This window comes from Microcoleus sp. T2B6 (genome assembly GCF_036700475.1).
In the GTDB taxonomy this organism is placed as follows: Bacteria; Cyanobacteriota; Cyanobacteriia; order Cyanobacteriales; family Microcoleaceae; genus Microcoleus.
In genome coordinates this window covers 42,209-68,731 of sequence record NZ_JAUBOZ010000036.1, presented here as the reverse complement: position 1 = coordinate 68,731, position 26,523 = coordinate 42,209, and the positions used below count along the sequence as shown (strand labels likewise).

Sequence of the window (26,523 nt, the reverse complement as noted above, 5' to 3'; positions counted from 1 at the left end):
GGCTCTACCGTTACTATTAATCCGACTGCTGACTTGGCAGCAAACACTCCATACTATGTCGAAATTGCCAACGGTGCAATTAAAGACTTAGCTGGTAACAATTATGTCGGTACGACAGGCGCAACTGCTTGGAATTTCACCACGGCTGCTGCCGTTGACACCACACCACCGACAGCCACTTTCACCCCCGCAGATAACGCCACCAGTGTTGCCGTTGCTGCTAATTTAGTTGTCACCTTGAATGAAGCTGTCAAAAAAGGCACTGGCAACATTGTTATCAAGAAAACCGACGGCACGGTGGTGGAAACTATCAATGTTACTTCCCCCAATGTCACCGTTAGCGGTAGTACAGTCACCGTTAATCCAACAGCAAATTTAGCGCCCGGTACTGGTTACTACGTTGAAATTGCCACTGGTGCGATTAAAGACTTAGCAGGTAACAATTATGTCGGTACGACAGGCGCAACTGCTTGGAATTTCACCACGGCTGCTGCCGTTGACACCACACCACCGACAGCCACTTTCACCCCCGCAGATAACGCCACCAGTGTTGCCGTTGCTGCTAATTTAGTTGTCACATTGAATGAAGCTGTCAAAAAAGGCACTGGCAACATTGTTATCAAGAAAACCGACGGCACGGTGGTGGAAACTATCAATGTTACTTCCCCCAATGTCACCGTTAGCGGTAGTACAGTCACCGTTAATCCAACAGCAAATTTAGCGCCCGGTACTGGTTACTACGTTGAAATTGCCACTGGTGCGATTAAAGACTTAGCAGGTAACAATTATGCTGGCACTACAGGTGCAACTGCTTGGAATTTCACCACTGCTGTCGCCGTTGATACCACAGCGCCTACTGCCACTTTCACTCCCGCAGATAACGCCACCAGTGTTGCCGTTGCTGCTAATTTAGTTGTCACATTGAATGAAGCTGTCAAAAAAGGCACTGGCAACATTGTTATCAAGAAAACCGACGGCACGGTGGTGGAAACTATCAATGTTACTTCCCCCAATGTCACCGTTAGCGGTAGTAACGTCACCGTTAATCCCACGGCAGATTTAGCGCCAGGTACAGGTTACTACGTTGAAATTGCCACTGGTGCAATTAAAGACTTAGCAGGTAACAATTATGCTGGCACTACAGGTGCAACTGCTTGGAATTTCAACACTGCTGCTGCCGTTGATACCACAGCGCCTACTGCCACTTTCACTCCCGCAGATAACGCCACCAGTGTTGCCGTTGCTGCTAATTTAGTTGTCACCTTGAATGAAGCCGTCCAAAAAGGCACTGGCAATATTGTCATCAAGAAAACCGACGGCACGGTGGTGGAAACTATCAATGTCACTTCCCCCAATGTCACCGTTAGCGGTAGTAACGTCACCGTTAATCCCACGGCAGATTTAGCGCCTGGTACTGGTTACTACGTGGAAATTGCTAACGGTGCGATTAAAGACTTAGCAGGTAACAATTATGCCGGTACGACAGGTGCAACTGCTTGGAATTTCAACACTGCTGTCGCCGCTGACACCACACCGCCTACAGCCGCCACTTTCACCCCCGCCGATAACGCCACTAATATTGCAGTTGCTGCTAATTTAGTTGTCAACTTGAATGAAGCAGTCCAAAAAGGCACTGGCAATATTGTTATCAAGAAAACCGACGGCACGGTGGTGGAAACTATAAATGTTACCTCCACAAATGTCACTGTTACTGGCAGTACAGTAACAGTTAATCCCACGGCAGATTTAGCTCAAAACACCGATTACTACGTTGAAATCGCTAAGGGTGCGATTAAAGACAATGCGGGTAACAATTTTGCTGGGATTGTTGGTGGAACAACCTGGAACTTCAAAACCGCTCTACCTGGAAAAAACCTTCAATCTGCTGACGTTGTATTAGGACAAGCAGATTTTACGACCAGCGACTTTGGCACACTCGGAGACTCCTCCTCTATTGCAATCGATCCCATCAGCAAGAAAGTCTTCGTTAGTAGGTTTGGTACGATTTCAAGGTTTAGTTCCCTTGATGCTGCTCAGAATGGTTCTAGCCCTGAAGCCAGCTTGGGAAAGAACTTAAATCCCCAGGGTATTTTTGTTGATAACCAAGGACGGTTGTGGGTGGCTGACTATAACAACCATAGAGTCCTGCGGTTTGACAACGCAGCTACCAAAGCTAACGGTGCGGCGGCTGACGGAGTTTTAGGACAGCCGAACTTTACCAGTACAGCTACAGCTACCAGCAGCACAGGTATGAACGCTCCCAGGAGCGTATTTGTCGATGGTGCGGGTCGGCTGTGGGTGGCTGACATGGCGAACCACAGAGTCTTGCGGTTTGACAACGCGGCTACTAAAGCTAACGGTGCAGCGGCTGATGGAGTTTTAGGACAATCAAACCTTACGACAAACAGCTATTCCTCAACTGCTTCTGCCAACACTTTGGCTGCCCCGACAGATATATTTGTGGATAGTGCGGGTCGGCTGTGGGTGGCTGACAAGGGGAACCAGAGAGTCTTGCGGTTTGACAACGCGGCTACCAAAGCTAACGGTGCCGCCGCTGACGGAGTTTTAGGACAATCGAACTTTACCAGTAAAGCTACAGCTACCAGTCAAAATGGATTTAATACGCCAACATGGATATCTGGGGATGCAGCAGGACAACTGTACGTTACAGATACCTCTAACAAACGGGTCTTGATTTTTGGAAATGCTGCTTCTTTAAGTAACGGCGCATCAGCAACTAACGTTTTGGGGCAAGCGGACTTTACCAGTACAGTATCCGCAACAACTGATACAAATTTTACAGCGGTAAAAGATAGCTTTTTTGATAATGACAAGCAGCAACTGTGGGTTGCTGACCTGAATCGCGTCTTGCGTTACAGTTTGCCTCGTCAGATTGATATTACTGGTCAGCCCCTTTCCGGCAGCACTTTTGGTGCTAACACAAAAAACAACCTTCTTTACCAACTGGATCTATCTACATCCTCACCAACCAATGCTAAGACGATCTTTACAGGGTTAACTGCTACAACTGGCGGGACTTATCAAACATCAAATATTGCTACCAATGGCTTTAAGCTTTGGATTTCTAATGATAATAAACTTGATGGAAGCGATACCCTACTGAAAAGTCTATCTCCCATTGCTGCTGGTAGCAACATGGAATTTAAAGGGTTTCAAGAAGTCATCTCGGCTGGGACAAACCGTTATGTGTTCTTGACAGCAGACATTGCACAGGCCCTTGGCAGCCGAACCATTAATGCTGACATTCCTATCTTAGACTTCATTCGCTTTGATGCGGGGACAAAAATAGGCAATCCTAATGTCAATAAACCGTTGGCTATTTCCATTAACGACATTTCCTTGCAAGAAAGCGATAAGAAAGCTACCTTTACCATTTCTCTGTCTGGACAAGTCGCCTCGCCAGTAACGGTTTACTATCAAACGGTTGATGACACGGCAAAAGTTGCAGATAAAGACTACATACCAGAGGCTGCAACCCCGATTACGTTTAATCCAGGCGAAACCTTAAAAACTATTGACATCCCAGTTACAGATGATGCGACATGGGAAGCTGATGAAACGTTTAAAGTTGTTTTGAGCAACGCTCAAAATGCTTTTTTGGGTAAAGTAACTGGGGTAGCTACTATCAAGGATGAAAATGATAAGCCGACAATTGATTTTTATGGGTTTAATGCAAGCCAAAAAGCTACACAAACACCATACTCTGTAAAAGAAGGAGACAGTGGTACTTCTAACACTTACGTTTCGATTTTTCTTAGCAACCCGATCGCTGTTCCAGTCAAAGTGAATTTTGAAACTTATTATGACCCGGCTCAGTTTAACATTGATTATGTGCCGAGTTGGGTTGACACTTTTGCCACGCCAAATAAGGACTATGTCCCGATTCCACTCCAAACTATCACCTTCAATCCTGGCGAAACTGAGAAAAAGATCGACCTATTCATTAATGGGGATCTCATCAATGAAAAAAATGAAACTGTTTTTGTACGCCTAAGCACTAAAGATGCTTTCTATCCTCCTAGTTTTAGCAGACACTCATTCCTACACAGCATACTCATAGAAAACGATGATGATCGGCCAGAAATTTCTGTAGAAAATATTACTCTGAACGAGGGAAATGCTGACGGGAATAACAATACCTTTTCTACCCAAGCCAATTTTACAGTTACTCTCTCTAAACCATCGAGTTTACCGATTAGTTTCTATTATCGGACTGAAGATGTAAGTTCTTATGGTCAGATCGGGGCTGCATATCAACAGGTTGTTAAGCCGACTCTAGCAACATTGGCGCCGGGTGAAGTCAGTAAAACGATTGCAATTCCCGTCAAAGGTGATACGACGTTTGAAGGAAACAGGAGTTTTCAGTTTAAGCTGAGACTCGATACCTTTGAGTTTACAAACCTTGGAGTGGTTCCAGGTAAAGGCTCGGCGATCGCAACGGTACTGGATGACGATTCCAGACCGACAATTTCTGTTCCCGATATCAATGTTGCGGAAATAGTTGGTTCCAGCAGTGGAGATGGAGTCGCTAATGTTGAGATTAAGCTGTCTAGTCCCAGCACAGAGTACGTATCGGTTAACTACGCATTCAAAGATGGTACGGCAATCGCGAATCAAGACTATAAGCCAGTCGCCGCTGGTACAGTCTCATTCGCGTCAGGCGAAACCACTAAATCCATATCGGTTCCGATCATTAACGATGGCAAGCAAGAACCGGACGAGACTTTTTCTGTCATTCTCAGCAATCCCGTCAATGCCCCGCTTGCCAAAGATACTGGAACCATTACGATTAACGACAGAATCGACCTTTGGATTGATGAGGCGCCCGTAAGCATGACTGAGGGCGACACCGGCAAAAAAGAAGCGACTTTTACGGTCAATCTTGCAAAAGCGCTCAACGTTCCAGTAACGGTTGACTACAGAACAACAGGTGCAAACAATGGTATCGATTATACGCACCTTCAGGGCAAGCTTGAGTTTGCCCCCGGAGAAACAAAGAAAACTATTAAAGTGCTGGTGAATGGTGACACCGAGATTGAACCTGACGAAACGTTTAATCTTGTTCTCAGCAATGCCACTAATGCCGCCCTGACAAAAAATACAGGTACAGTAACAATTGTTGATGATGACAAACCAGTAGCTACGATTAGCGATACTGCCATTATTGATGAGGACAAGGGAACCGCTACTTTTACCGTCACTCTTTCTAAACCCTTGCCACCAAATGCATTGCTTGGATTTACAACTAAAGATGGTACAGCCAAGGGTTCTGACATATATAGTAATAATTCTGACAATGATTACACCGCACTCGACCCATATAATGCTCTTGATTTCGAGCCGGGACAAACCAGCAAAACTATCACCGTTACCACCAAGTCGTTAACGAATGACCAAAAAAACAGACTCCGTGGGCTTGAGGCTGACTTTGTTTACGTTAAACCTGATACCAAAGCAGAAGGTGATGAAACGTTTAGCCTTGTTTTAAAGGGTAATAGTTTTGTCAAGGCTGTAGGGGAGGGGACAGTTGTCATTGATGATTTTAATGACTCACAATCCTTCTATCCTGACGGTGCTAGACCCAACATTTCGATCGACCCTGTTGTCCTAATCCCCGAAGGAGCAGAGGGGACTACTACCTCAGCCATCTTTAACCTCAAGCTCGATCGCCCCGGCACAACCCAAGCTCCAGTTAGCCTTCGCTATCGCACGCAGGATGGCACTGCTACAGTTTTAGATAAAGATTACCAGGTGATCGACCCACAGCCAACTTTAACGTTTGCACCAGGAGAAACTGAAAAAACGATTCGCGTTAACATCAATGGCGACTCCAAAGCTGAATTTAACGAGCGCTTCAAACTGATCTTAAGCGGTCCAAGCAATGTCACCTTAGACAATAGTGTTGCACAGGGGATTATCTTTGAGAGTAGTAACGGTAAGCCGTCAAGAGCGAGTATGGCTCAACTCGCTTTTGATTTACTGGGAGCTTCGGCTGCCCAGGATAATAAAAATGTCGCTCTACCGTTCTTTGGGAAATTTCCAAGTGATTTACTTGAGAATAGTTTGTCTAAGGTGGGTCAAAGCTTTGCGAATGTACTGGTTGAGAACCCTCAACTGACTGGCAAAGAGCTAAAAGAAAAGCTAACAGCAGTCTTACCGCAGGGATTTTCTTTAGATCTTTCTCAATTTGAAGTAACAAATGATAAGTTACAATTTCGGATCAAGGCAGAGGAAAAGTTTGAAGAAACTTCTCTGGGGAGTAAGGGATTTAATCTCTTTGACCGCATCAAATTTAAAGACAATGGCGCAGGTGGCAGTTCTACAACATTGAATTACGATCTGGACGTGCGCTTAGAATATAAACCAGAACTCGGATGGTATATCGACACCGGATATACAGAACTCACCAGTCTAACTGAAGAACAAATCAAAGCCGGTTATAAGTTGTCTAACAGTATCATGGGATTTTTGCCTGTGGAATTTACTGGCAAGTCGGATGATACAGGTTTAAGTCAATCTCTGGCAAACTATCAATTAAATTTGCGCGATATTGATGGATCAGGAAATGACTCTGATGGCTATGGACTAACTGCAACAGAAATAGCACAGAATTATTCTTCAGCTAAAACTCAACAGGTATATGAGTCTGAATTGAAAGCAGGTGGGACGCTCAATCTTGCCGGTCAGGTGACAGACAAGTATTGGTTCGCGCCACCTTTCCAGTTCGACCTATCTACTGACTTGCCTCTAGTAACCTACAGCAACGGCAAAGAAATTAAACAAGAAAATCCAAATTCTTTCAAGCTTCATAACATCAAATTAGATTTAGGGAAAACGATAACAGATATTGTCAACCCAATTTTTGGCAATGATGGTTTTGTTTCGAGTATCCTTAAACCCATTCGACCAATTATTGATTTCCTCAAAAGCGATACTAAAATTTTTACGGGAATTGACAATGCCTTAAAAAGTGTAGATTTTGATGGCAGAACGACTTCTTTCTTTGATAGTGACTCTGATCGGAAAGTCACTATTTTGGAACTCGCAACCAAACTGGCAGAATTGTCAGGAGATCCTAAAGCAAAAGCTGCTTCTTTGTACGTCAATGCTGTTGTTCAAGTAGATGAGTTTAGCAGATTAGTTGAAGAATCTACTAAAGATGGTAATAACTTTGCACTGAGTTTTCAACCTTATACCTGGAGCAAATCAGGTACTGAAGAAGCACAAGGTTATGACTTAATTAAGAAACTAAGTAGCAACGCTCAAGAATATGCAGACAAGTACAAAGAGCTTGAGGAGAAGGAAACAAACCGTAAGACTGCATTAAGCAACAGTCTCACGCAACAGAAAAAAACATCAGGGGTAAAAAACCAAGTTAGCGGGACAAAAGATCAAAATAAAAAGAGTAAAGTTGCGGACAAACTGTCAGGGGTAATCGAGAATCTTAGCTTTCCACTCTTTAGCGATCCTGAATCCACTGGAAAGCTCTTGGCTGGAAATGACATTCCCATCATGACGTACAAACTGCCCGAATTAGATTTATCTCTAGCTGGGTTGAGATACGATCTCGTTCCAGGGTTATTGGGAATTGAGGGTGGTATAGATTTAAAAGTTCGTCCCATCGATATTGGTTATGACACCAACGGTATTAAAAAGATAGTTCAAAGCCTTGAAGCCAACAATGGTTATTGGTATCTGGCGGATCTTTGGCAGGGGTTTTATGTCAGCGATACAGAAAACGCTGACGGCACCGGCGACGATGTACCAGAAGCTACGCTCAAAGCATTTTTGCAACTGTATGCTGGTTTAAATAGCCCTGTACTTACGGCTAAGGTAACAGGGGGAATCGAAGGCACAATCGATATGGATCTGGTGGATCGTAGCACTCCACCAGATGGAAAACTGCGCGGTTATGAACTGAGCGATATATTGTATAATCCCGGTGCATCTTTCAACTTTAAAGGCTCGATAGATGCCCGGGCTAAGGCTGAATTTGGTGCATTAGGTATCACAAAAGAGTTCGACTTAGCTAAAGAGAATCTGTTCAAGTTTGAGTTTGGAGCAAAACAGGGAACAGTACAGGCCAGCTACATTAGCACCGCTACTCTGTTCTTTGATGCCAACTTGAATGGTGTGCAAGATGCTAGTGAGCCATTCACTCAAACCAAAGCAGATGGCAGCTATGAGATAGAGATTCCCCTTGAAACCTTTGATACTAACAAAAATAACTCCCTTGATCCCAGTGAAGGGAAGCTAGTAGCGATTGGCGGTACTGATACAGCCACGAATTTGCCCCTGGATACGCCCTTGTTTTCCACAGCCAACACGATGATGGTGACTCCTTTAACAACGCTTGTGGCGGAGTTGGCATTAACTGATATTTCTTTAGAAGAAGCAGAAACTCAAGTAAAAGCAGCTTTGGGTATTCCCTCTGGTGTTAAGTTGAGTCTATATGACTCTCAGGAAGCGATGGCTAATGAAGAACCTAGTGGTTTAGCTGTCTATGCCTTGGACGTTCAGGTTCAAAACACTATTGTCCAAACAGCTAAGTTTATTGATGGAGCAAGTAATCTATCGCTGACTCAACTTGCGGGGGCGGCAATTGGCGCGATCGCCAATCAAGCTAAGGGCGGCACTCCTTTAGATTTGGGTAAAGCAGAAACAATCTTAGCGATGGTTCAAGGAGCCATTACTCTAGCAGCAAAGTCCGATCCAAAAATCAATCCAACCCAGCTAGAGAATGCCGCTAAAGCCGCTGCTCAAATCATGGCTCTGGGCAATCAAATGGTCAAGGAGCTCGTCGCTAGCGGTCGCCCCATCAAAGATATCGCTCTTGACATCACCAAATTGCAGGCGGTGTCTGTAGGTCAAATTGCGGTGGGACTGCCGGAACTGGCTGCGGGCACTGTGACAGTTGAACAGTTCCTCGCTAACAACACCAAAGAGGCGATTCTGGCTCGGATGGAGAAGGTGAAGGTTAATGACCCCACTGTTCGCCCTGTTGTCGAGACGATCGATGGTAATAGCCCGATCGTTCCAGAGGAACCTACCTCTGGCGAAATCGACACCGAAACCGACACCGAAACCGGCACTGACACCCCAACACCGATCGCTCCCACCCCACCGATCGCTCTGACCCCATCAGTAACAGCCTCGGAAACACCGACACCATCGGAAACAGCCTCGGAAACACCGACACCATCGGAAACAGCAACCCCCACCCCAACAACTAATAACCTCTCCGACGATGAGTGCATCTGCGACACAATTACCTATCCCAACTTAAACCGACCAAACTCAGTTGAAAACACCATCCTCGGCGCATCCGGCATTCAAATAGGCACTGCCCAAAACGATGAATTACTAGGTAGCGATGCTGCCAACATATTCGAGGGCAAATCCGGGGATGACAACCTATACGGTGGTGCCGATAATGACATTATTAATGGCAACCAAGGCAACGACTTCATCGCTGGAGGCAAAGATGAAGATACTCTCTATGGAGATGAAGGAAGCGACATCATCCTTGGCGAATCGGGTAACGATTTAATCTTCGGAGGCAAAGGCAATGACTTCTTACATGGCCGCGAAGGTATTGACATCATTTATGGGAACAAAGATGATGACTTCATCGATGGTGGTAAGGATAATGACACCTTATATGGAGGCAAAGGTAACGACATCCTGCTTGGTAGTCAAGGTGATGACAATCTGTTTGGACAACAGGGAAATGATACAATCTGCGGCGGCGAAGGTAATGACTTAATCAACGGTGATGAAGGAGCAGATATCCTGGGAGGGTGTGCCGGAAATGATACTCTTTTCGGAGGCGCCGATAACGATACTCTCACTGGTGGCAAAGGCAACGATCTCCTTGACGGAGGCATGGGGAATGATAGTTTGATTGGCGGTAGCGGCAATGATATCTTTGCCTTAACAACTGGTCAAGGATTTGATATCATCGCTGATTTTACCATCGGTCAAGACTTGATTGGATTAAGCGGTGGTTTGAGTTTTGGTCAGTTAGAAATAACTCAAAATACTCAGGGAACTATTATTAAGAATCTCTTGACAGGGGAGCAGTTAGGTGTGATGGTTGGAGTGAGTGCAGATGCGATAACATCGGCTAATTTCATGCTGGTTTAGGGAAGGATAGAAAAGTGCGATCGCCCCTTCGGTACAAAAAAGACCAAAAAAGGCGATCGCACTTAAACCCAAATCAACAATTGATACAGCGTATTCCAGGTTTAGGAAGTGTAGGACACGGCAATGCCCATAGGTGTCAACTTAAGTACAACCCATAGTCCGGCAAGGGTTGAAACCCCTGCCTCAAAGCGAAAGTCCTCTCAAGAGGACTCAGAAGAAGAATTTTTAAACTCATCAGTCCTCTTTCAGAGGACTTTAGCTATTAGACAGGGAATTCATTCCCTGGCGGACTGGCGGACTGGCGAGAGGACTGGCGGACTCACAGCTTAAGTTGACACTCCTTGGGCTCTTGGAGTGTCCCTACGGGGATTTATCTGGGGTGTACTTTATAAACGTGAAATCTGCTGTATTACATCTTCCGCTGAAATTCCTCAAGCACATCCATCAACTGAACTTGACACTGCATCGGAATCAAATCTGCCAGTGGCACTTCCCGCTTGCCACCGCCCAACTTGACAGGAATTCCTTGCAAAACTTGTCCAACTTTGTCAGCATCTAACTTCCCATCTTCCAGCATCGAATAAAGTTGTTGGGCAACAACGGTATGCAGGTGAGCATCATTGAGATACAAATGCCACTTGGCAATATCAATGTAGACATTTTCGCCGATTTCGGCTGCTAAGGATTCGATCGCCTGTGTAGTATTAGCCATATCAAAAAAGCCGAAAGTTATTTGTTATCAATCAAAAGACTTAACAAATCGCCGCCAACTCCCTTCAGCCAGAATCTTTGGTGAGGGGCGAATAATCGGCGATCGCAAAATGGTAAATCGCGTGGGCCAAAACTACTAGAGCCCATCCACCCGTTACCGAAATTGCCCAAGGCCAATCAGCCTTTTGCAAATTGTGAACAAACCACAAACCAGAATTGGTAGCAGAAAAAAGACCGACGTGGATAGCAAAATTCATCCGGTCATCTAAACGGCGGTACTCTGGATCGTTGCGATCGGGTTTGCGGGGCCAACGAGGAGGCATAGTTTTTCACTTAATGTTAGTAGTTCTCTGCCTATTTTAATCTTAAGTGCAGCTTTTTGAATTCTACATCCCTCTCAAGGCCGAAAATTTATGCCTCTAAATTTTCATAGTCCCCTGACTTGCCGCCACTTTTACTCACCAGGCGAATTGACTCAATGGCGATCGACTTTTCCAATCCTTTCGCCATATCATACAAAGTCAGCGCCGCCACCGAAACCGCAGTCAGCGCCTCCATTTCCACCCCTGTTTCCGCCTTAATTTTCACCGTCGCCCGAATTTGATACCCCGGCAACGCAGCATCCGGCATCACCTGCACCTCCACGCTACTCAGCGGCAGAGGGTGACACAGAGGAATCAAATGTGCAGTCTGTTTCGCCGCCATAATTCCAGCCAGCCTTGCAGTACCCAACACATCACCTTTCGGCGCATTCCCCGCTTCAATCGCCGCAAACGTCTCCGGCAGCATCCGCACCCGGCCAGCAGCCACAGCTTGCCGCACAGTGGGCACCTTCGCCGAAACGTCCACCATTTGGGCTTCCCCGCTGTTGTCGAGGTGAGTTAGCTGTGCCACATCGGGCAATTTAGAAAAAGTTTGCGAAAGGTCTTGCATTATTTTGGTAATGGTGTTACTGTTAGATTCTGTGAGAAAAGAACTTAATCAATTTTAGATTAAATCTTAACTCAACAGGGGCTTGTAGCTTAGTTGGATAGAGTGCATGGCTACGAACCATGAGGTCGGGGGTTCGAATCCCTCCAAGCCCATTTAAAAACGTTATAAGCTGTGAGTTCTGAGTTCTGAGTTTTGAGTTTTGAATTAAGAAATTAATTCAACTCACGATTTAAAACTCAGAACTTTTTTAATCTTTGTGGAACAGGCATCTTGCCTGTTTTTCAGAATGCAGCGCGGGAACAAAAACCCGGTTTCTGCCTCAATATCTGTCGCATAGATTCACGATTTTTGGGAGAAACCGGGTTTTTTGGTAAGTCCCATAATTGCCTCTTCCTTCTTGCTTCTGTTATAAGCTGTTCTACATTTAAACTGTGTGTCAAAAATCAATAAAACTCTTGTGGGACGGGCTTCTAGCCTGTCCAGATTTTCCAATTTAAATGCGTAACAGCTTATCATCGGTTCAAAGCATAAACATCTTTGCCTCGACCGATCGCAAATTTCATCGAATTAGACAAGCCCTTGCTAGACTGAGTAATAAAAACCAGCAAAGCCAAACCAGCGAGTCCAGCCGCAAAACCAAACATATTTCTGTAGCCAACTTGTTCAGCCACAAAGCCTAAAGTCGGCCCCGCAATCGCAATACCCAAATCAAATCCGCCAATACAAAGCGAAAACAAGCGGCCCCTTTCATGAGGTTCGCACCTGTCCGACATCAGCGTTACCATCATCGGCAAAACCGTACCGCCCGCGCAACCTTCAACCAAAGCTGCTATTAAAAAAGCACTGCTGTTGTTAGCAAAATACAACAATAGCATAGATACGGCATAACAGATTAAGCCGCCAGAAATAAACAAGCCGCGGCCGTATTTGTCCGAAGCCCTTCCCGTGACCAACCGTATGCCGAAACTGGCGATAGCCGCCGTAGAATAAAATAATCCCGGATTCAAATTAGCCTTAGTTTCTTGGATAAACAAAGGCATAAAAGTGCTCAAAGTTCCAAATACTAAACCAACCACCAATAACACTAAAGCCGGAATCCGCACTCTCGGATTCCACAGCATTTCCCAGTATTTTTGGCTATTTTTGTCCTCCGCTAGCGAGCCCGATTTGGTTAAATCTGCAAAATTAGGTTCCGCAATTTGGCAGGTAAAAAATACCGCCGTTGCAGCGAAAGCCACCGACATCGCAAACAAAGGAGTATAACCAACCCAAGCTTGCACAAATCCGCCAATAGCCGGCCCAACTGCTAGACCAATAGGATTCACCAAGCTCATGTTACCGATTAATTCGCCCCGCTTTCCTGGCGGCGACAAATCTGTTACCAAAGCGCTGTAAGCTGTAGTAAAAGCGGCGATACTAATGCCGTGAAAAACGCGAATAAGTAACAGTAAGGGGATAGATTGAGCTAACAGGTAGCCCAAAGGGGCGATCGCAGCGACTGACGCGCCTAGAAGCAAAACTTGTTTTCGCCCCCTGCTGTCGGCTATTTTGCCCAATTGTGGCCTCGATAGCAAAAGTCCGATCGCAAATGCACCCATCACAAAGCCAATTTGCTGTTTTGTGCCGCCCACAAATTGAACGTACAACGGCAAAGTTGGCAGTAGCGAAGCCAAACTCGACCAGAATAGCAGGCCTGCGGTGAATAAAATCAGTAAGCTGCGTCTGGGTTGGGGATCGATTTCCCTAAAAATATTCAAGATGCTAATTCCCTTTAAATCTTCCGAGTGCACTCAAAGTAAGTTCGAGTGTCTCTATCATTGTGTTACAAATTCTTAAGATTTGCACCAAAAAAACTTGATATTCTACTCACAGTCAACCGTGAACAGTCAACAGTCAACAGTCAACAGTCAACAGTCAACAGTCAACATTCTTACCAATCAACCTCAGCCCTTTCCTCCACCACCCGTTCATAAACCCACTGGGTTTCTATCGCCAACTTAGGCCAACTAAACCGGCGTTCCAAATCCTGATAAGCATTGTCTACCAACCACTGCGCGTAACCCGGATTTTTCAAAACCTCCAAAATTCCCCAGGCCAAAGAATCCCGATTGTTTGCCTCAGTAACAACGCCAGTTTTAGTGTGCAACACCACCTCTGGAAGTCCGCCCGCATCCGAAACCACCACAGGCACTCTTGCAGCAAAGCTTTCTAACGCTACAATCCCAAAAGGTTCGTAAAGACTGGGGAAAACCGCGCAGTCAGCCACCGTCTGGAATTTGTCAAGATGTTCCTCAAACATGAACCCAGTAAAATAACACTTATTCCAAATTCCTAAATGCCAAGCTAAATGTTTGAGATGGTCTGTATTGCCGCCACCAACAATTACAATTTTGGCTTTCCCCCCCATTTCCCAAATTACTTTAGGTGCAGCATTCAAAAATACACCAATGCCTTTTTCATAGCTAATTCTTCCTACATAATAGACAATTTTCTCATCATCAGCAGCAAAATGGCGGCGGAAATCCATCGCGTCAAATTCGTGCCAGCGGGGCTTTTTATCGGATCTTATTCCGTTATAAATTACCTCTATTTTGTTCCACGGAGTCGATAGTACCCGTTCGGCTTCCCGCCGCATATAATCACTGCAAACAATTACCCGCCAAGCGTTGTAAGCGAGGTCGTTTTCCTTGGCGTTAATGTAGCGCTGCCCCTCATTGTGGATGCCGTTGAAGCGCCCGTATTCCGTGGCGTGGATGGTGGCAATTAGCGGTACTTTAAAGGTATGCTTGAGGGCGATCGCTGCATCTCCCACTAACCAATCGTGAGCGTGGATGATATCAAAAGGGCCTTCCTCAAGCATCAGTTTCCCGCCTTGGTGGCCCATGCTTTGGTTGAGGTTCGCCACCCAGTGAAAAAAGTCCCTAGCGTGCCCCACCACCACCCGATGCACACGTATTCCTTCCACCACTTCGTACATCGGCGCGTGGCCGAACTCTACTGTAATTAAGTGAATTTCGTGTCCCAGCTTCACCAATTCTGGATATAGTTCCGATACGTGGCGGGCGATACCGCCTACGATTCTGGGAGGAAACTCCCATGCCAATACCAAAATTTTCATCTTTCTCCCCTCCAAAGCTTTTATATATCTTAATGTTTAGGATGAACAGACTTATTGTATAATTATCAACCTTAATTTTGAGTTGAACGCAAGTTGATGCCCAATGCCTGACTTTTGGCAGCAACAAAGACAGAAAATCATGCCTCAACCTGGTTTTTGCAGGAAATTGCTCGATCGCCATTACCTGAAAAAAACAGGTTTCCTCAAGATTTGAGCCACTGAGAAAAGCAATGGCGATCGTGGCTACCAGCTTACCCTTTCTTCAAAATCGGCTCCAATTCGCCGCGAAAACGGGTCCAAGCAGCAGCCGATGCAGAATTAGAAACAGCACCCTGACGCATCAAAATCGCACCGTCTTCAAAGCCAACAATTCCGTACTCTCCAGATTTGGACATTCGATCGATCGCCGGTACGATCTCCCGCAACTGTCCCCGTTCCGTGCGAAACGCAGCCTGATACTGCTGCAACTGCCAGAGATCGGCAATTACATATTGCATCTTCACTGCCTTCCCCGCATCATTGCGGAGTTCCAACATCGGAAACCTGAGAATTTCCCGCCTGCTTGACAAAATCGGCACAATAGTATTCGTCGCTGCCACGCTAGCATCAGCAGGAATTTGAGCTAATAGCGGCCGCACTTGCAAAACGTGCTGCCATTGTCTGACGAGAGGAACCTGCACCCAAGGATCGATCGCATCGGGCAAAATCCAAGAAAAAGTCCGATTTGGGTTAGAAGTGAAGGTAAAAAATAGCGACAAGCAGATGCAAAATGCCCAAAAGCGGCGAAACTTTGAAGACGAAGGCAGAGGAAATAAAGCAGAAGGAAAACGCAAAAACATTTTTTCCTCTCTCACCATTCTATCTTCTTCCTTTTGACGCTGGGCCCACCACAGAATTGCCCCATAAAAAAGCCCTGGAACCACAGTCATCGCATAGCGAATATTAATCGCCAGCACCGACTCTCCTTTCGCTAAAAATAGCTTCAGCAGCGGAAATCCAGCTATCATCCAAGAGGCAGGCGCGAAAGCGGGAACCAAAGCTAATGGCAACCACTGGCCAAGGAGGTATCTAATCTTAGCAAAAAACGGCGTAAATAATTGAGCCACCAACCGTCCGGGATTGCTCACCATTCCCCAAATAATTTCTAGAGTAGAAGCTTCATCTCCCTCGGCATATTGACCGAAGCGCTCCATCATAAACCGCTGGGATATATCAGCAGAAAACAAAGGCATAATCAGATTGGTCAGGACGATCATATAACCAAAACTGAGTATGCAGACAGCCAAACCAGTCCGAGGGTAGCGCCGGCTCAAAATCAGGTAAACTCCGACGCCAAATAAAACAACTCCCCCATCTTCTCGCACGGCCAAAATTAAAGTTGCCAGAATCCCAAACAATGGCCACCAGCGCTTCTCCATCGCCAGCAGCAAGCCAAAGACATACAGCGGAATTTGACAAACATCGTGAAAATTGCCCATAGTCGGGCCGATGACCGCGTTAGCGCAGTAATAGCTCACAACAATTGTCGCCGACAGCCTCGGTTCCAGATAGTGTCTGGCGAGAGCATAGAGCACTCCTCCAGCCGCCGTAATTAAAGTCACCTGCAACACAGTCAAAGTGACGGGCGAGGGAAACAGCGAGTAAATTGGCAGCCAGAGCATCAGCGCCGGGGTGAAATGCTGCCCCAACCGGTAGTAAGATACCTCCGGGAGCTGGTTTTGGTGAACGACATTAGTGGACAACGCCGAAGAGAGGGAACTCTCAAACAAGTGACCCCGAGTGCCGTTCCAAAAAAGTTGATTGAAAATGCCTTGGTCGTAAGTAGCGTAAAAGCTGTAGTAGCGGTGCAGCGTCAGCAACAGGCACAGCACAAAAAAGGCGGCCGCCACTTGAACCACCACCCGCAGCGACTCATTTTTCTTCCATCTCAAAAATATCATCTGCCCGCTTGTAATGAAATTATCGGACAATAGCATAAATCTAAAGTAAGTATTAAATTAAAGTAGAAGTGAAATAACTCGGCTCGGCAATGCTCAATTATTTTCACCCGATCGAAAAGCTCAACAGCGTCCATCCAACACCAGACAGCAGCGATACCGACTGTTCTCCCGAACAGCCGGCCAATTCCGCACCGCTTTTACAGCTTTTGCTGTTTGTAGACAAGCGTCCCTCTTCCAGGGAACAGACCAGACACATCCGCAAGTCCCTAAAGGATTTGAAGGCAGAGTGGGACTTTGAGCTTCAAATCATCGATGTAGGAGAACAGCCCGATTTAGCCGAACACTTTAAACTTGTAGCCACACCCTCGCTGCTCAAAATTCATCCAGATCCGCGACAAACTCTCGCCGGCAGCAATTTAATCGCCCAACTCGAACACTGGTGGCCCCGCTGGAAGCGTTCTGTAGAGGAATACGCAGATCAACAACAGTCTGCCCCAGCTCTTGCTGAAGCCCTGACTGACTCAAAACCCATCTATTCCGTTGCTTGCGCGGCCGAAATTGTGCAGCTTTCCGATGAAGTTTTTCGCCTCAAACAGGAAAAAGAACACCTGCAAGAGCAGTTGCAGTTGAAAGACCGGATTATTGCGATGCTAGCTCACGACTTGCGTAATCCCTTGACGGCCGCATCTTTGGCTTTGGAGACTTTGGAGTCAAGTCAGAAGGTGAAAGAGGGGGAAAAGTCGCGTTTGACACCGAGTCTGGCGGCTCATTTGATGAAACAAGCCCGCCGCCAAATCCGAATTGTCGATCGTATGATTACAGATATCCTGCAAGCAGCCCGGGGTACAAACGCTCAACTCCACATTGAACCAAAAAGAATCGAACTGGGGCCGATTTGTCAAGATGTAATCCTGCAGTTTCAAGACAAATTTCAGGCGAAAAGTCTGAACTTAGAAACAGACATTCCCGCCGATTTGCCGTTAGTTTATGCCGATCCCGATCGCATCAAACAAGTCATAGTCAACCTGCTTGACAACGCCAGCAAGTACACGCCAGACCAAGGAACTGTTAATCTTTCAATTCTCCACCGCACCGCTTACAAAGTTCAAGTCAGCATTTGCAACAGCGGGCCGGGGATTCCTGAAGAAGATTGCGCGAGCATTTTTGAAGACAGCTTTCGCTTGCAGCGAGATAAATCAACAGACGGTTACGGCATTGGACTGTCTCTGTGTCAAGGTATCATCCGCGCCCACTACGGTCAAATTTGGGTAGACTCTGTACCCGATAGAGGCAGTTGTTTTCACTTTACTCTGCCCGTCCAAAAATAAAAGTTAGCTGTCAGTTGTCAGTTGTCCGTTGTCAGTTGTCAGTTGTCCGTTGTCAGTTGTCAGTTGTCAGTTGTCAGTTGTCCGTTGTCAGTTGTCAGTTGTCCGTTGTCAGTTGTCCGTTGTCAGTTGTCAGTTGTCCGTTGTCAGTTGTCAGTTGTCCGTTGTCCGTTGTCAGTTGTCCGTTGTCAGTAGCAACCGAATTTGATATTACAGCAACCGCGCCCGACGGTTAGGACGTTCTTAATTCCTAAAACCCTTGCGGAAGATTGCTTATTGCTTCTTATTTCTGGTATACAGCTCAAATTTTCCGCAGTGCAGCAATAATCTGTGCGTTTGCCTTGGGAAAAGTAAATTGGTCAATTTCATCGAGTGTCACCCAGCGAATTTCATCGCACTCGATCGTTTGCGGTTCCCCGCTGACGTGGCGGCAGTGGTGCACGTATAGTCTAACTGTAAATTTAGTGTAGTCGTGGTCAATTGTAATCAAGCGATCGCCAACTTCTACGACAATCCCCAACTCCTCCATAATTTCCCGTTTTATGCAAGCTTCGATCGTTTCCCCCGGCTCTATTTTTCCGCCCGGAAACTCCCAGAAACCCCCGTGCAGTCCATGTTGTCGGCGCTTGTCAATCAAAATTTGTTGGCGATCGTTCCAGATTGCAGCAACGCCGATAACTTTGTGGGCAACAGGAGAAACAGACATATTAATTAGGAATGGGGAATGGGGAATTGGGAATGGGGAATTGGGAATTGGGAATGTAAGAATAATATCAATAATTCTTCAATTATTTAATCTAAAATCTACCCTCTAAAATCTAAAATCTAAAATCTAAAATCTAAAATATTAAGCCCCCATCTTGCGAGGGGGGGCTTGACACTTGGATCACTTAAATGTTAAGAATCTACTAATCATCCGAGCCATGTCTCTCACTGGCTTGTATGGACTTTTCAAAAGTCATTCGCTGTTCGGCATTTTTCAGAAAATAACCGCTAATCATAGCCGAGGCGAGCAATCTACCCAAATGTTCGCGACTGGTAGTGACTGTCACCCCAAAGTGTTCCGAAGGCAAATTCCCCAATAGTCCAACAATATTTCGTTCCATTACTTGAAACACTTCGTGAGAAGTCGGCTTAGACAACTGAGAAACTGTGTCGGGAGCCATTGACTGCACGTATTGCCATAATAAGTTGGCATTTTCTCCGTCTTCTTCAAAGAATTCTGGGGATTTATTAGATGAGTTGCTCACGAGTACCTCCGTTTCAGACACAGCTTGTTATGTTAGACGCGGGCGGTTAAATTAAATAACCCTTATCTGATGGCTGCTGATCTTTATTACTAAGTAATTACTAATGTAGCAGGACATTCATAGCAACCAAGTGGGCACAACCGAATTAAAAGCGGCGGTTTTTACGATTTTAGATTGGGGATTGCAAGTGGGGGGGACCCGATCGCCAATCCCCAATCTACCTAGCTGGCTAGATAATCGTTGATATCTTGCTTGCGCTTGCGGAGTTTGGTCAAAGCTTCCCGTTCTATTTGCCGAACTCGTTCCCGACTGATGTTGAGACGATCGCCTATTTTGGCCAAAGTTAGGGTTTGCCCGTCTTCTAAACCGAACCGCAACGCGAGCACTTCTCGCTGTTGCTGAGTCAGTTCCGCCATTAGGTGGTCTAAGTCAGTCCGCAGGGAAGATTGCAGGGCAAAATCTTCTGGCGTAGTACCGGTATCTTCCAACAAATCGCCCAACTCTGTATCTTGATTGTCTCCCACGCGCAAGTCCAGGGAAAGTGGCAGGCGGGCCCGATCGAGATATTCGCGAATCTGTTTGGGAGTCAATTCTAGCTCTGATGCCAATTCAGCAGCCGTGGCCGCGCGGCCGAGCTGTTGAGCAAGTTGGCGCTGAGCCTTTTTAATTTTGTTGAGCTTTTCGGTGATGTGGATCGGCAAGCGGATGGTGCGACCTTTTTCGGCGATCGCCCGAGTAATTGCCTGACGAATCCACCAATAAGCATAAGTAGAAAATCTGTAGCCCTTAGTCGGGTCAAATTTTTCTACTCCCCGCTGCATCCCGATCGTGCCTTCCTGAATTAGATCCAGTAAATCTACGTTGCGCTTGATATATTTCTTGGCAACAGACACTACCAGGCGGAGATTCGCTTCCACCATTTGGCGCTTTGCCCTTTCCCCCTGCTCGATCGTCCGCTGCAACTGTGCCTCAGACAGACCAACTGCCTGTGCCCATTCAGCCGCCGTCGGGTCGCGGCCTAACTCTTCGGCTAAAATATTTTTCTCCTGATGCAGTGCGGTTGAGCGCTGTACCTGTTTCCCGTAGAGTATTTCTTGCTCATGGGTCAACAAGGGAACGCGGCCGATTTCCCGCAAGTAAGCGCGAACAGAATCTGTATCTGAGGACTTAAGAGTTTTCATGAGCTTTTCCCGCTGAGGATCTGTGCCTCTAAAGGTTTGCGGTAGTCGCAAACCCCTAGCTTTAGCTGGGAAGGAAAGCGGGCGGGGACTTGCGCTTTCCTTCCTTTTAAAGAGGCTTAATTTTATGGTAGCTAGCTACTACTCCCAGTCAGCACCGTCTCAGGTTAGGTTTTGGTTGGGGCGAGCACAATACTACGTTATGTTAAGAATCTTAACATTTGTGAGAGCACTTGACTACACTTCTTCATATTTATTTCATGCCAGCCTGGACTGTTGATACGAGAGCAATTGCTTTCCTGGCTTTACAGTTTGCATCAATATAAACAAAATCGGCCAAATCTCAGAGGGGGAGAGGGGCACAGGGGGATATGGGGCACGGCTGTTTCATTATCTTGTAGGGGCTGCCCCCCGTGGCTGCCCTGAATATGAAGTTACAGATATTGATGAACCCGCCCCAACAGATAATGACTAATGACTCATGACTAATAACTAATGACCGAAAACATCCAGGAGACAAGCCCCCGGATTCATCCGTCCAGAAATAAAAAACCTGTATCGGATAAACTGGCCCCCGAATTTATCCGTGGGCTCAATGCTTCAATCTAAAATCTAAAATCTAAAATCTAAAATCGATTGACTTCTTTGCCGTTGAGCTTCGTACAAGATGAGGGCTCCGGCGATCGACACATTTAAAGATTCTACGCCACGACTCAGGGGAATTTGGATTTGTCGATCGGCCAAACTCCTCAATTCTTCCGACAAACCAGAGCCTTCGTTGCCCAAAACTATCAGAGTGGGCACTCGCAAATCTACTTCCCAATAACTTAAACTTGCCCCGGCGACGGTTGCTAAAATTTGCATTCCTCCATTTTTATACGCAGAGACTTCGGCGGTTAAATCTGGACTGACTGCCATTGGCAGCTTAAACCAAGCTCCTGCTGAGGCGCGGAGCACTTTGGGATGGTCTAAATCGGCGCTGTCTGCGCTCAGCAGCAAACCGTCGGCATTAGCAGCCGCAGCCGTGCGGACGATCGCCCCCAAGTTGCCGGGATCTTGGATTGTTTCTAGGGCTATTCCTAAAGTTGACAATTTTGCGGGATCTGTTGCGGTGCGGGGTGCGGTGGCGACAATGCCGTCGGGTTGGACTGTAGTGGCGATCGACTCTAACACTTTTGCACTTACTAATTCTGTGCGATCGGCTAAATTACCAACTTGCTGCCAAAGTTCCCCGTGATCCTCCAGCCATTCGGGAGTGCAACAAACAGTTGCTAGCGGATATTTGGCCGCGCAAGCTTCTTCGAGCAAGTGCGTCCCTTCGAGTAAAAATAATTGTTGTTCCCTGCGTCCCTTCGAGCTGTGCAGCTTGCGGATTTCTTTAACTAGGGGATTTTGAATACTTGTCAACATTGTTTAATTCAGCAGAGCGAATGGGGTTATTGCCTGTATCGGGTTAACCCCAAACTTCCTTCTGCCTTTGGAATGCGGAACCCGGGACTTGAACCCGGAAGGCTTGCACCACATGAACCTGAATCATGCGCGTCTACCAATTCCGCCAGTTCCGCATCGGTCACGAATTACTACTCTGCCATACCTCCGCGAATCTGTCAAGTGTTTTGGGGAATTTATTTTTTTTCTGGGCTGCGAGTAATAGGGAGAACTTTGAGATCCCCCCTATCCACCCTGCTTAATTAAGGGGGGCTAGGGGAGATCCAAATTAATATTACACGTTTTTTGCCGCCCTTCTCTTCCACCACAAACCCATTCCAGCAGCCACAAACGTACCAACAGCAGTCATCGGTTCCGGTACAGGTTCATACTCATAAATTGCACTAACTGTAGTGTTAGCCACAACCTTACCCCCAAAACTACCTCTAGCCGGACTCCCCAGAATTTGAGTCAAACCAGTTGTCGCCACGCCTGCAGTAAAAGTATCACCATCGCAGCCAGTTAAAGCACTTAAAAACTGCGGCAAATCATAACTCTTCGACACAGTACCAGAAGCCGAACCGCTAACACTTCCCGTACCGCCACTAGCAATCCTCGTTTCCGGCGGGCTCGCTAACACACTTAAAGTCAAATTAGGGTCAACTTTCAACAGCGGAATATTCACAGCAATACTTGCATTAGTCGCCGCCGTCCCCATAAAATCTCCCGTCAAAGGAGTAATGCTAACACTGTTATTAACAGTAGATTTAACCGTAACATAAGCCCTTAATAGTGTTCCTAACAGCGAATTAAACTTGGGTAAAACTACATTCGTGCTGCTATTTAACGGCTGCGAACCCAAATTCACAGTGTAAGTTTGAGTAAGAGTTGCCGCTTGTGCAGAAAAACATTGACTGACAACTGCAAAACTCAAACTTCCGCTAACAATTCCCAACTTTTGAAAAACCTTCATTTCGATAAACTCCTACAATAATAAAGTTGCATTTTGTGGCACGGGCGAGACGCCCGTTAGGTTAATCGTGGCACGGGCGTCCCGCCGGTGATTAATCTGCGGTTAAAAACTCCAAACCCGCAAAACCCAATTACCCAGCAAGGACGCTAGATAACTCAAAACCCAAACAGTATAAAGTATACTCAAAGGCGCGTAAGCCGCCAAAACCCATTGCGTTTCTGCTGCTTCCTCAATCTCCTCCCGCCGCAACAAGTCCACATAAAAATCAAACGACCTTTGTCGCAGATTGTTAATGCCAGTTCCAGCTACTAACAAATAATAACCGTCAAATCTATTCAAGGGATTCAAATTAATTGCAACTGTCAGCAAGGCGGCTACCATCAACAAATAACTAATTTGATGCCAAACCGGATTTGACTGAGAAAACAGCCACATCCAAACAGCAAATGCCCAAATTGTTACTTGGATTAATACTCCGGCAGCTACTACTAAAACCCGCTGTTTCCGCCTGACTAAACTGTATTGATCGGTTGTATCTGTGTAACATCCGGGGATGAAACACATAAACAGCAATCCAATTTCTTTAACTATGCCGCCGTAGTGTTTGAGCGTGAAAGCATGACCTAGTTCGTGCCAAGCTATTACCAGCATTGTCAGCAAGACCAATTGGAAAATAGTCTCATTTTTTCCGGCTATCCACAACTGCTGATGTGAGGCTGCGATTTCGGCAGAGGAAGCCAACCACACTGCTACAGAGGAAGCGATGAAAGCGCAAAGAAAAAAGCCAAATTCCCACGTCCACATCCAGCGTAATTTGTCGATGTGCTGCGATAGCCAAACATCTGGATTGACTAGGGGAATTGTGAAGGATAGCAGGTTAAATTTGGCTTTCGGTGGCTTGGTTCCTTCTAGCATTCCTGCTTGTGCTAAGTCTCTCAAGAGATTTTGCACATATTCTAAATCCAGGTCGTATTCAGCGAGAATATTAGTTAGTGGTTGTTGACTTAGTTGCAAAATTACCTGTTTGTCAAAGTCGTCTACTTGAATACAGGTAATGTCTTCGGGATTGCGAAGTATCCAATAACCGTCGGGATGAGGTATCCACTGCACTGCTGATTTTAGTTGCATGGTTTGGCAGAAGGAAGAAGGAAGAAGGAAGAAGGAATTACGCGTTTTAGGCCGAAACTCGATCCCCCCTAGCCCCCCTTAAGAAGGGGGGGACAAGAGTGTTCGTAAATTCTCCCAAAATATCGGGGGGGATAAGAGTGTTCGTAAATTCTCCCAAAATATCGGGGGGGATAAGAGTGTTCGTAAATTCTCCCAAAATATCGGGGGAAGAGTGTTCCTAAATTCTCCCAAAATATCGGGGGAAGAGTGTTCGTAAATTCTCCCAAAATATCGGGGGAAGAGTGTTCCTAAAGTCTCCCAAAATATCGGGGGGGATAAGAGTGTTCCTAAAGTCTCCCAAAATATCGGGGGGGGATAAGAGTGTTCCTCAAGTCTCCCAAAATATCGGGGGGGGACAAGAGTGTTCGTCAAGTCTCCCAAAATATCGGGGGGGGACAAGAGTGTTCGTCAAGTCTCCCAAAACATCGGGGAGAACAAGAGAATTTACTCAAAGTCCCCCTTCTTAAGGGGGATTTAGGGGGATCTGGACTTTTGGATCGACGACGGGGAACTGTGGTTGAGTTTTATTAAATTTTGATACTCCCCAGCCCGCTCAGGGACGGGGATTCTTGAAGAGTCCAAATGCGAACCTTCAAGGGCGAAATCAAAGCGCCCCTACAGACTCCTTTCAGGCATAGCCCTAAAGTTGCCGATACTTTTCGCAAAATGTTCGCAGCCGCATTGCAATCTGCATTGATTTTGCTTCCATCTTTTGACCGATACAAACCGCGATTGATACGCTTCCCTGATTCTTTCCACCCTTCAGTTTTTTCACCGAGCTTAGGTAGTTCATCTGAATCCAAAAAGCTCGCCTTGCTTGTATAGCTCTCTTCGGTTTCAACAAACCGAATATTATGTTGTTCGCCAAGCTGAGAAATTCTATCTTTCAACCGAGCGGTAGGAATTTGCACAAAGCTTTGATTGGTTTTGCTGCCAAGATTTATTTCTTGGCGCATCCCTTTATTCCACCCAAAAACAACTGTGCCTATTTGGTTTTCAAGGCAGTGATTCAATACTAATCTAGCTGCTTTATTAACGGCATCCCTGACTTGTCTATTTCGTTTTTCCGTAATTCTCGCCAATTGTTTAGACCAAAAACCTTGAGGTTGATGCTCTTTAATCACCGCAATTCGCTTGTTATACCATTGGTTCAATGATTTTAGATGCAGTCCATCCACGATCAAACTTGTTCCCACATTGGAAACACAGGTCAACCAATTATTCAATCCTGGATCGATACCCAGAACTTTACTAGCATCTAATTCAATCACTGTGGACTGAAGTTGGTAGACAAACTCGACATAAAACTGCCCATTTCTTGGCAAAATGCGAATCTCTCTAATTTTCTTGTAGTCTAGATTGGACGGCATTGGTAAATAGAATTCACTAATTCCAAACCATAGTTTAACCTTGCTTCCCAATGGAAACCTCAGTTGCCCATTTTTTAGCTTTACGTCTGCCCTTGGAAACGTCACGAGTTTCAAGCTGTTTTTGCGATATTTCGGCAGCTTTGGGCGTTGTGTTACCGTGCCAATTGAAATTCCCTTGAGCAATCCAATGTACGATTTAAAAGACTCTGCAACGCTGGTCAACGTTTGTTGAGCAACATGGGAATATAGTGCTTTGAAATGAAGGTTCTCTTTGAATAATTTGTGTAAATCGTATTTGCCAGGGATTTTCCCTGTCTTAAAATACAACTGACGAGAATAGTAAGTCCCGCAGTTGGCTAGCTTATTCGACTCTTCGCATACAAATTCTAGGACGCTTCTTAACTCTCGGTCGGGACTGATTAGGTTTTGCTGGCATCCATAACTAGACATTTTTTTGATTCTCAATATACTGCTTGATTACCGAAATAGGCGCACCGCCAACAGTCGCAATAAAGTAGCTATTAGTCCACAACGTTGGTAATCGACTTTTTAGCCACGGAAATTCTTGGCGGAGATATCGAGAGGAACGTCCTTTCATGTACCGAATCAGTTTAGCAATCCCAAACTGAGGATCGCATTCGACTAATAGATGGACATGATCTGGCATTACTTCCATTTCGATTAATTCACTGTTAAACTCAGTGGCAACTTCTAACAGTATTTCCTTTAAACGAGTATCGACACCCTCAATTAAAACCTTTCGGCGATATTTGGGACACCACACTATATGGTACTTACAAGAGTAGACAACATTTTTGTTTGATTTGTAATTAACACTCATAGTATAGTTATACAGCGTAAACCTGTATACGCTACTAGTTTTGTATTAAGATTTGTTAAATATTGAAGGCGGTTGAAACCGCTGCCGACTTATCCCCGTGTCTAAAGCCAGGGGCCCGGCGG

General features: G+C 45.9%; 16 protein-coding genes and 2 tRNA genes. 3 read left to right on the top strand and 15 right to left on the bottom strand.

What is annotated here, in order from left to right; all coding sequences use genetic code 11:
- Window positions 1–10,167, top strand: a 10,167-nt coding sequence (locus QUA00_RS17405) for an Ig-like domain-containing protein (protein ID WP_333410421.1), incomplete at its 5' end; no start/stop codon positions are given.
- A gap of 409 nt (window positions 10,168–10,576) precedes the next feature.
- Here QUA00_RS17405 and QUA00_RS17400 read toward each other — a convergent pair.
- The 3 genes from QUA00_RS17400 to moaC all read right to left on the bottom strand — a co-directional run bounded on the left by QUA00_RS17400 (window position 10,577) and on the right by moaC (window position 11,811).
- Entirely contained in the window at window positions 10,577–10,879 is a 303-nt protein-coding gene (locus QUA00_RS17400; RefSeq protein WP_333240221.1) for a DUF3181 family protein, read from the bottom strand.
- 64 nt (window positions 10,880–10,943) lie between these two features.
- Window positions 10,944–11,201, bottom strand: a complete 258-nt coding sequence (locus tag QUA00_RS17395; RefSeq protein ID WP_006633890.1) for a 2TM domain-containing protein — start codon at window positions 11,199–11,201, stop codon at window positions 10,944–10,946.
- An 88-nt stretch (window positions 11,202–11,289) separates the two neighbouring features.
- A complete protein-coding gene (moaC, locus tag QUA00_RS17390) occupies window positions 11,290–11,811 on the bottom strand; it encodes a cyclic pyranopterin monophosphate synthase MoaC (protein ID WP_333410419.1) in 522 nt (173 codons plus the stop codon).
- 78 nt (window positions 11,812–11,889) lie between these two features.
- On the opposite strand from moaC, the gene QUA00_RS17385 reads away from it, so the two are divergent.
- Window positions 11,890–11,963: transfer RNA gene (locus tag QUA00_RS17385), tRNA-Arg, on the top strand.
- 360 nt (window positions 11,964–12,323) lie between these two features.
- Here QUA00_RS17385 and QUA00_RS17380 read toward each other — a convergent pair.
- The 3 genes from QUA00_RS17380 to QUA00_RS17370 form a co-directional block, all read right to left on the bottom strand.
- On the bottom strand, window positions 12,324–13,568 hold the full coding sequence (locus QUA00_RS17380) for an MFS transporter (RefSeq protein WP_333410417.1): 1,245 nt from the start codon (window positions 13,566–13,568) through the stop codon (window positions 12,324–12,326).
- 173 nt (window positions 13,569–13,741) lie between these two features.
- Window positions 13,742–14,929 (bottom strand): glycosyltransferase family 4 protein, encoded by a 1,188-nt coding sequence (locus QUA00_RS17375; RefSeq protein ID WP_333410415.1) that lies wholly within the window; start codon window positions 14,927–14,929, stop codon window positions 13,742–13,744.
- A 251-nt stretch (window positions 14,930–15,180) separates the two neighbouring features.
- Entirely contained in the window at window positions 15,181–16,905 is a 1,725-nt protein-coding gene (locus QUA00_RS17370; RefSeq protein ID WP_333410413.1) for a DUF2079 domain-containing protein, read from the bottom strand.
- A 53-nt stretch (window positions 16,906–16,958) separates the two neighbouring features.
- On the opposite strand from QUA00_RS17370, the gene QUA00_RS17365 reads away from it, so the two are divergent.
- The gene (locus QUA00_RS17365; protein ID WP_333410411.1) at window positions 16,959–18,197 is read left to right on the top strand and encodes a histidine kinase; all 1,239 of its coding nucleotides are present in this window, start codon (window positions 16,959–16,961) and stop codon (window positions 18,195–18,197) included.
- 298 nt (window positions 18,198–18,495) lie between these two features.
- On the opposite strand, the gene mutT is transcribed toward QUA00_RS17365, so the two are convergent.
- The 9 genes from mutT to tnpA all read right to left on the bottom strand — a co-directional run bounded on the left by mutT (window position 18,496) and on the right by tnpA (window position 26,401).
- Entirely contained in the window at window positions 18,496–18,900 is a 405-nt protein-coding gene (gene mutT / locus QUA00_RS17360) for an 8-oxo-dGTP diphosphatase MutT (RefSeq protein ID WP_333144817.1), read from the bottom strand.
- A gap of 202 nt (window positions 18,901–19,102) precedes the next feature.
- Window positions 19,103–19,444 (bottom strand): DUF760 domain-containing protein, encoded by a 342-nt coding sequence (locus tag QUA00_RS17355; RefSeq protein WP_172187001.1) that lies wholly within the window; start codon window positions 19,442–19,444, stop codon window positions 19,103–19,105.
- Window positions 19,445–19,665: 221 nt separating this feature from the next.
- Window positions 19,666–20,625, bottom strand: coding sequence for an RNA polymerase sigma factor, RpoD/SigA family (locus QUA00_RS17350; protein ID WP_333106022.1), 960 nt, complete (start codon window positions 20,623–20,625; stop codon window positions 19,666–19,668).
- A 609-nt stretch (window positions 20,626–21,234) separates the two neighbouring features.
- A complete protein-coding gene (locus tag QUA00_RS17345; protein ID WP_333410409.1) occupies window positions 21,235–22,032 on the bottom strand; it encodes an RNA methyltransferase in 798 nt (265 codons plus the stop codon).
- 73 nt (window positions 22,033–22,105) lie between these two features.
- Window positions 22,106–22,187: transfer RNA gene (locus tag QUA00_RS17340), tRNA-Leu, on the bottom strand.
- 158 nt (window positions 22,188–22,345) lie between these two features.
- Window positions 22,346–23,023, bottom strand: a complete 678-nt coding sequence (locus tag QUA00_RS17335; RefSeq protein WP_333410407.1) for a PEP-CTERM sorting domain-containing protein — start codon at window positions 23,021–23,023, stop codon at window positions 22,346–22,348.
- A gap of 102 nt (window positions 23,024–23,125) precedes the next feature.
- Window positions 23,126–24,151: a site-2 protease family protein gene (locus tag QUA00_RS17330; protein ID WP_333410405.1), complete on the bottom strand. Its 1,026-nt coding sequence runs from the start codon at window positions 24,149–24,151 to the stop codon at window positions 23,126–23,128.
- Window positions 24,152–24,717: 566 nt separating this feature from the next.
- Window positions 24,718–26,010, bottom strand: coding sequence for a transposase (locus QUA00_RS17325; protein ID WP_333410403.1), 1,293 nt, complete (start codon window positions 26,008–26,010; stop codon window positions 24,718–24,720).
- Window positions 26,003–26,401, bottom strand: coding sequence for an IS200/IS605 family transposase (gene tnpA / locus QUA00_RS17320; protein WP_333410401.1), 399 nt, complete (start codon window positions 26,399–26,401; stop codon window positions 26,003–26,005). Before tnpA ends, QUA00_RS17325 begins: the two co-directional genes overlap by 8 nt.
- Between the last annotated feature and the right edge of the window lie 122 nt (window positions 26,402–26,523).

Bases quoted from the DNA above. Each gene is read 5' to 3' on its own strand.
- QUA00_RS17400 (WP_333240221.1), bottom strand. From the start codon at position 10,879: ATGGCTAATACTACACAGGCGATCGAATCCTTAGCAGCCGAAATCGGC.
- QUA00_RS17395 (WP_006633890.1), bottom strand. From the start codon at position 11,201: ATGCCTCCTCGTTGGCCCCGCAAACCCGATCGCAACGATCCAGAGTAC.
- moaC (WP_333410419.1), bottom strand. From the start codon at position 11,811: ATGCAAGACCTTTCGCAAACTTTTTCTAAATTGCCCGATGTGGCACAG.
- QUA00_RS17375 (WP_333410415.1), bottom strand. From the start codon at position 14,929: ATGAAAATTTTGGTATTGGCATGGGAGTTTCCTCCCAGAATCGTAGGC.
- QUA00_RS17370 (WP_333410413.1), bottom strand. From the start codon at position 16,905: ATGCTATTGTCCGATAATTTCATTACAAGCGGGCAGATGATATTTTTG.
- QUA00_RS17365 (WP_333410411.1), top strand. From the start codon at position 16,959: ATGCTCAATTATTTTCACCCGATCGAAAAGCTCAACAGCGTCCATCCA.
- mutT (WP_333144817.1), bottom strand. From the start codon at position 18,900: ATGTCTGTTTCTCCTGTTGCCCACAAAGTTATCGGCGTTGCTGCAATC.
- QUA00_RS17350 (WP_333106022.1), bottom strand. From the start codon at position 20,625: ATGAAAACTCTTAAGTCCTCAGATACAGATTCTGTTCGCGCTTACTTG.
- QUA00_RS17345 (WP_333410409.1), bottom strand. From the start codon at position 22,032: ATGTTGACAAGTATTCAAAATCCCCTAGTTAAAGAAATCCGCAAGCTG.
- QUA00_RS17335 (WP_333410407.1), bottom strand. From the start codon at position 23,023: ATGAAGGTTTTTCAAAAGTTGGGAATTGTTAGCGGAAGTTTGAGTTTT.
- QUA00_RS17330 (WP_333410405.1), bottom strand. From the start codon at position 24,151: ATGCAACTAAAATCAGCAGTGCAGTGGATACCTCATCCCGACGGTTAT.
- QUA00_RS17325 (WP_333410403.1), bottom strand. From the start codon at position 26,010: ATGTCTAGTTATGGATGCCAGCAAAACCTAATCAGTCCCGACCGAGAG.
- tnpA (WP_333410401.1), bottom strand. From the start codon at position 26,401: ATGAGTGTTAATTACAAATCAAACAAAAATGTTGTCTACTCTTGTAAG.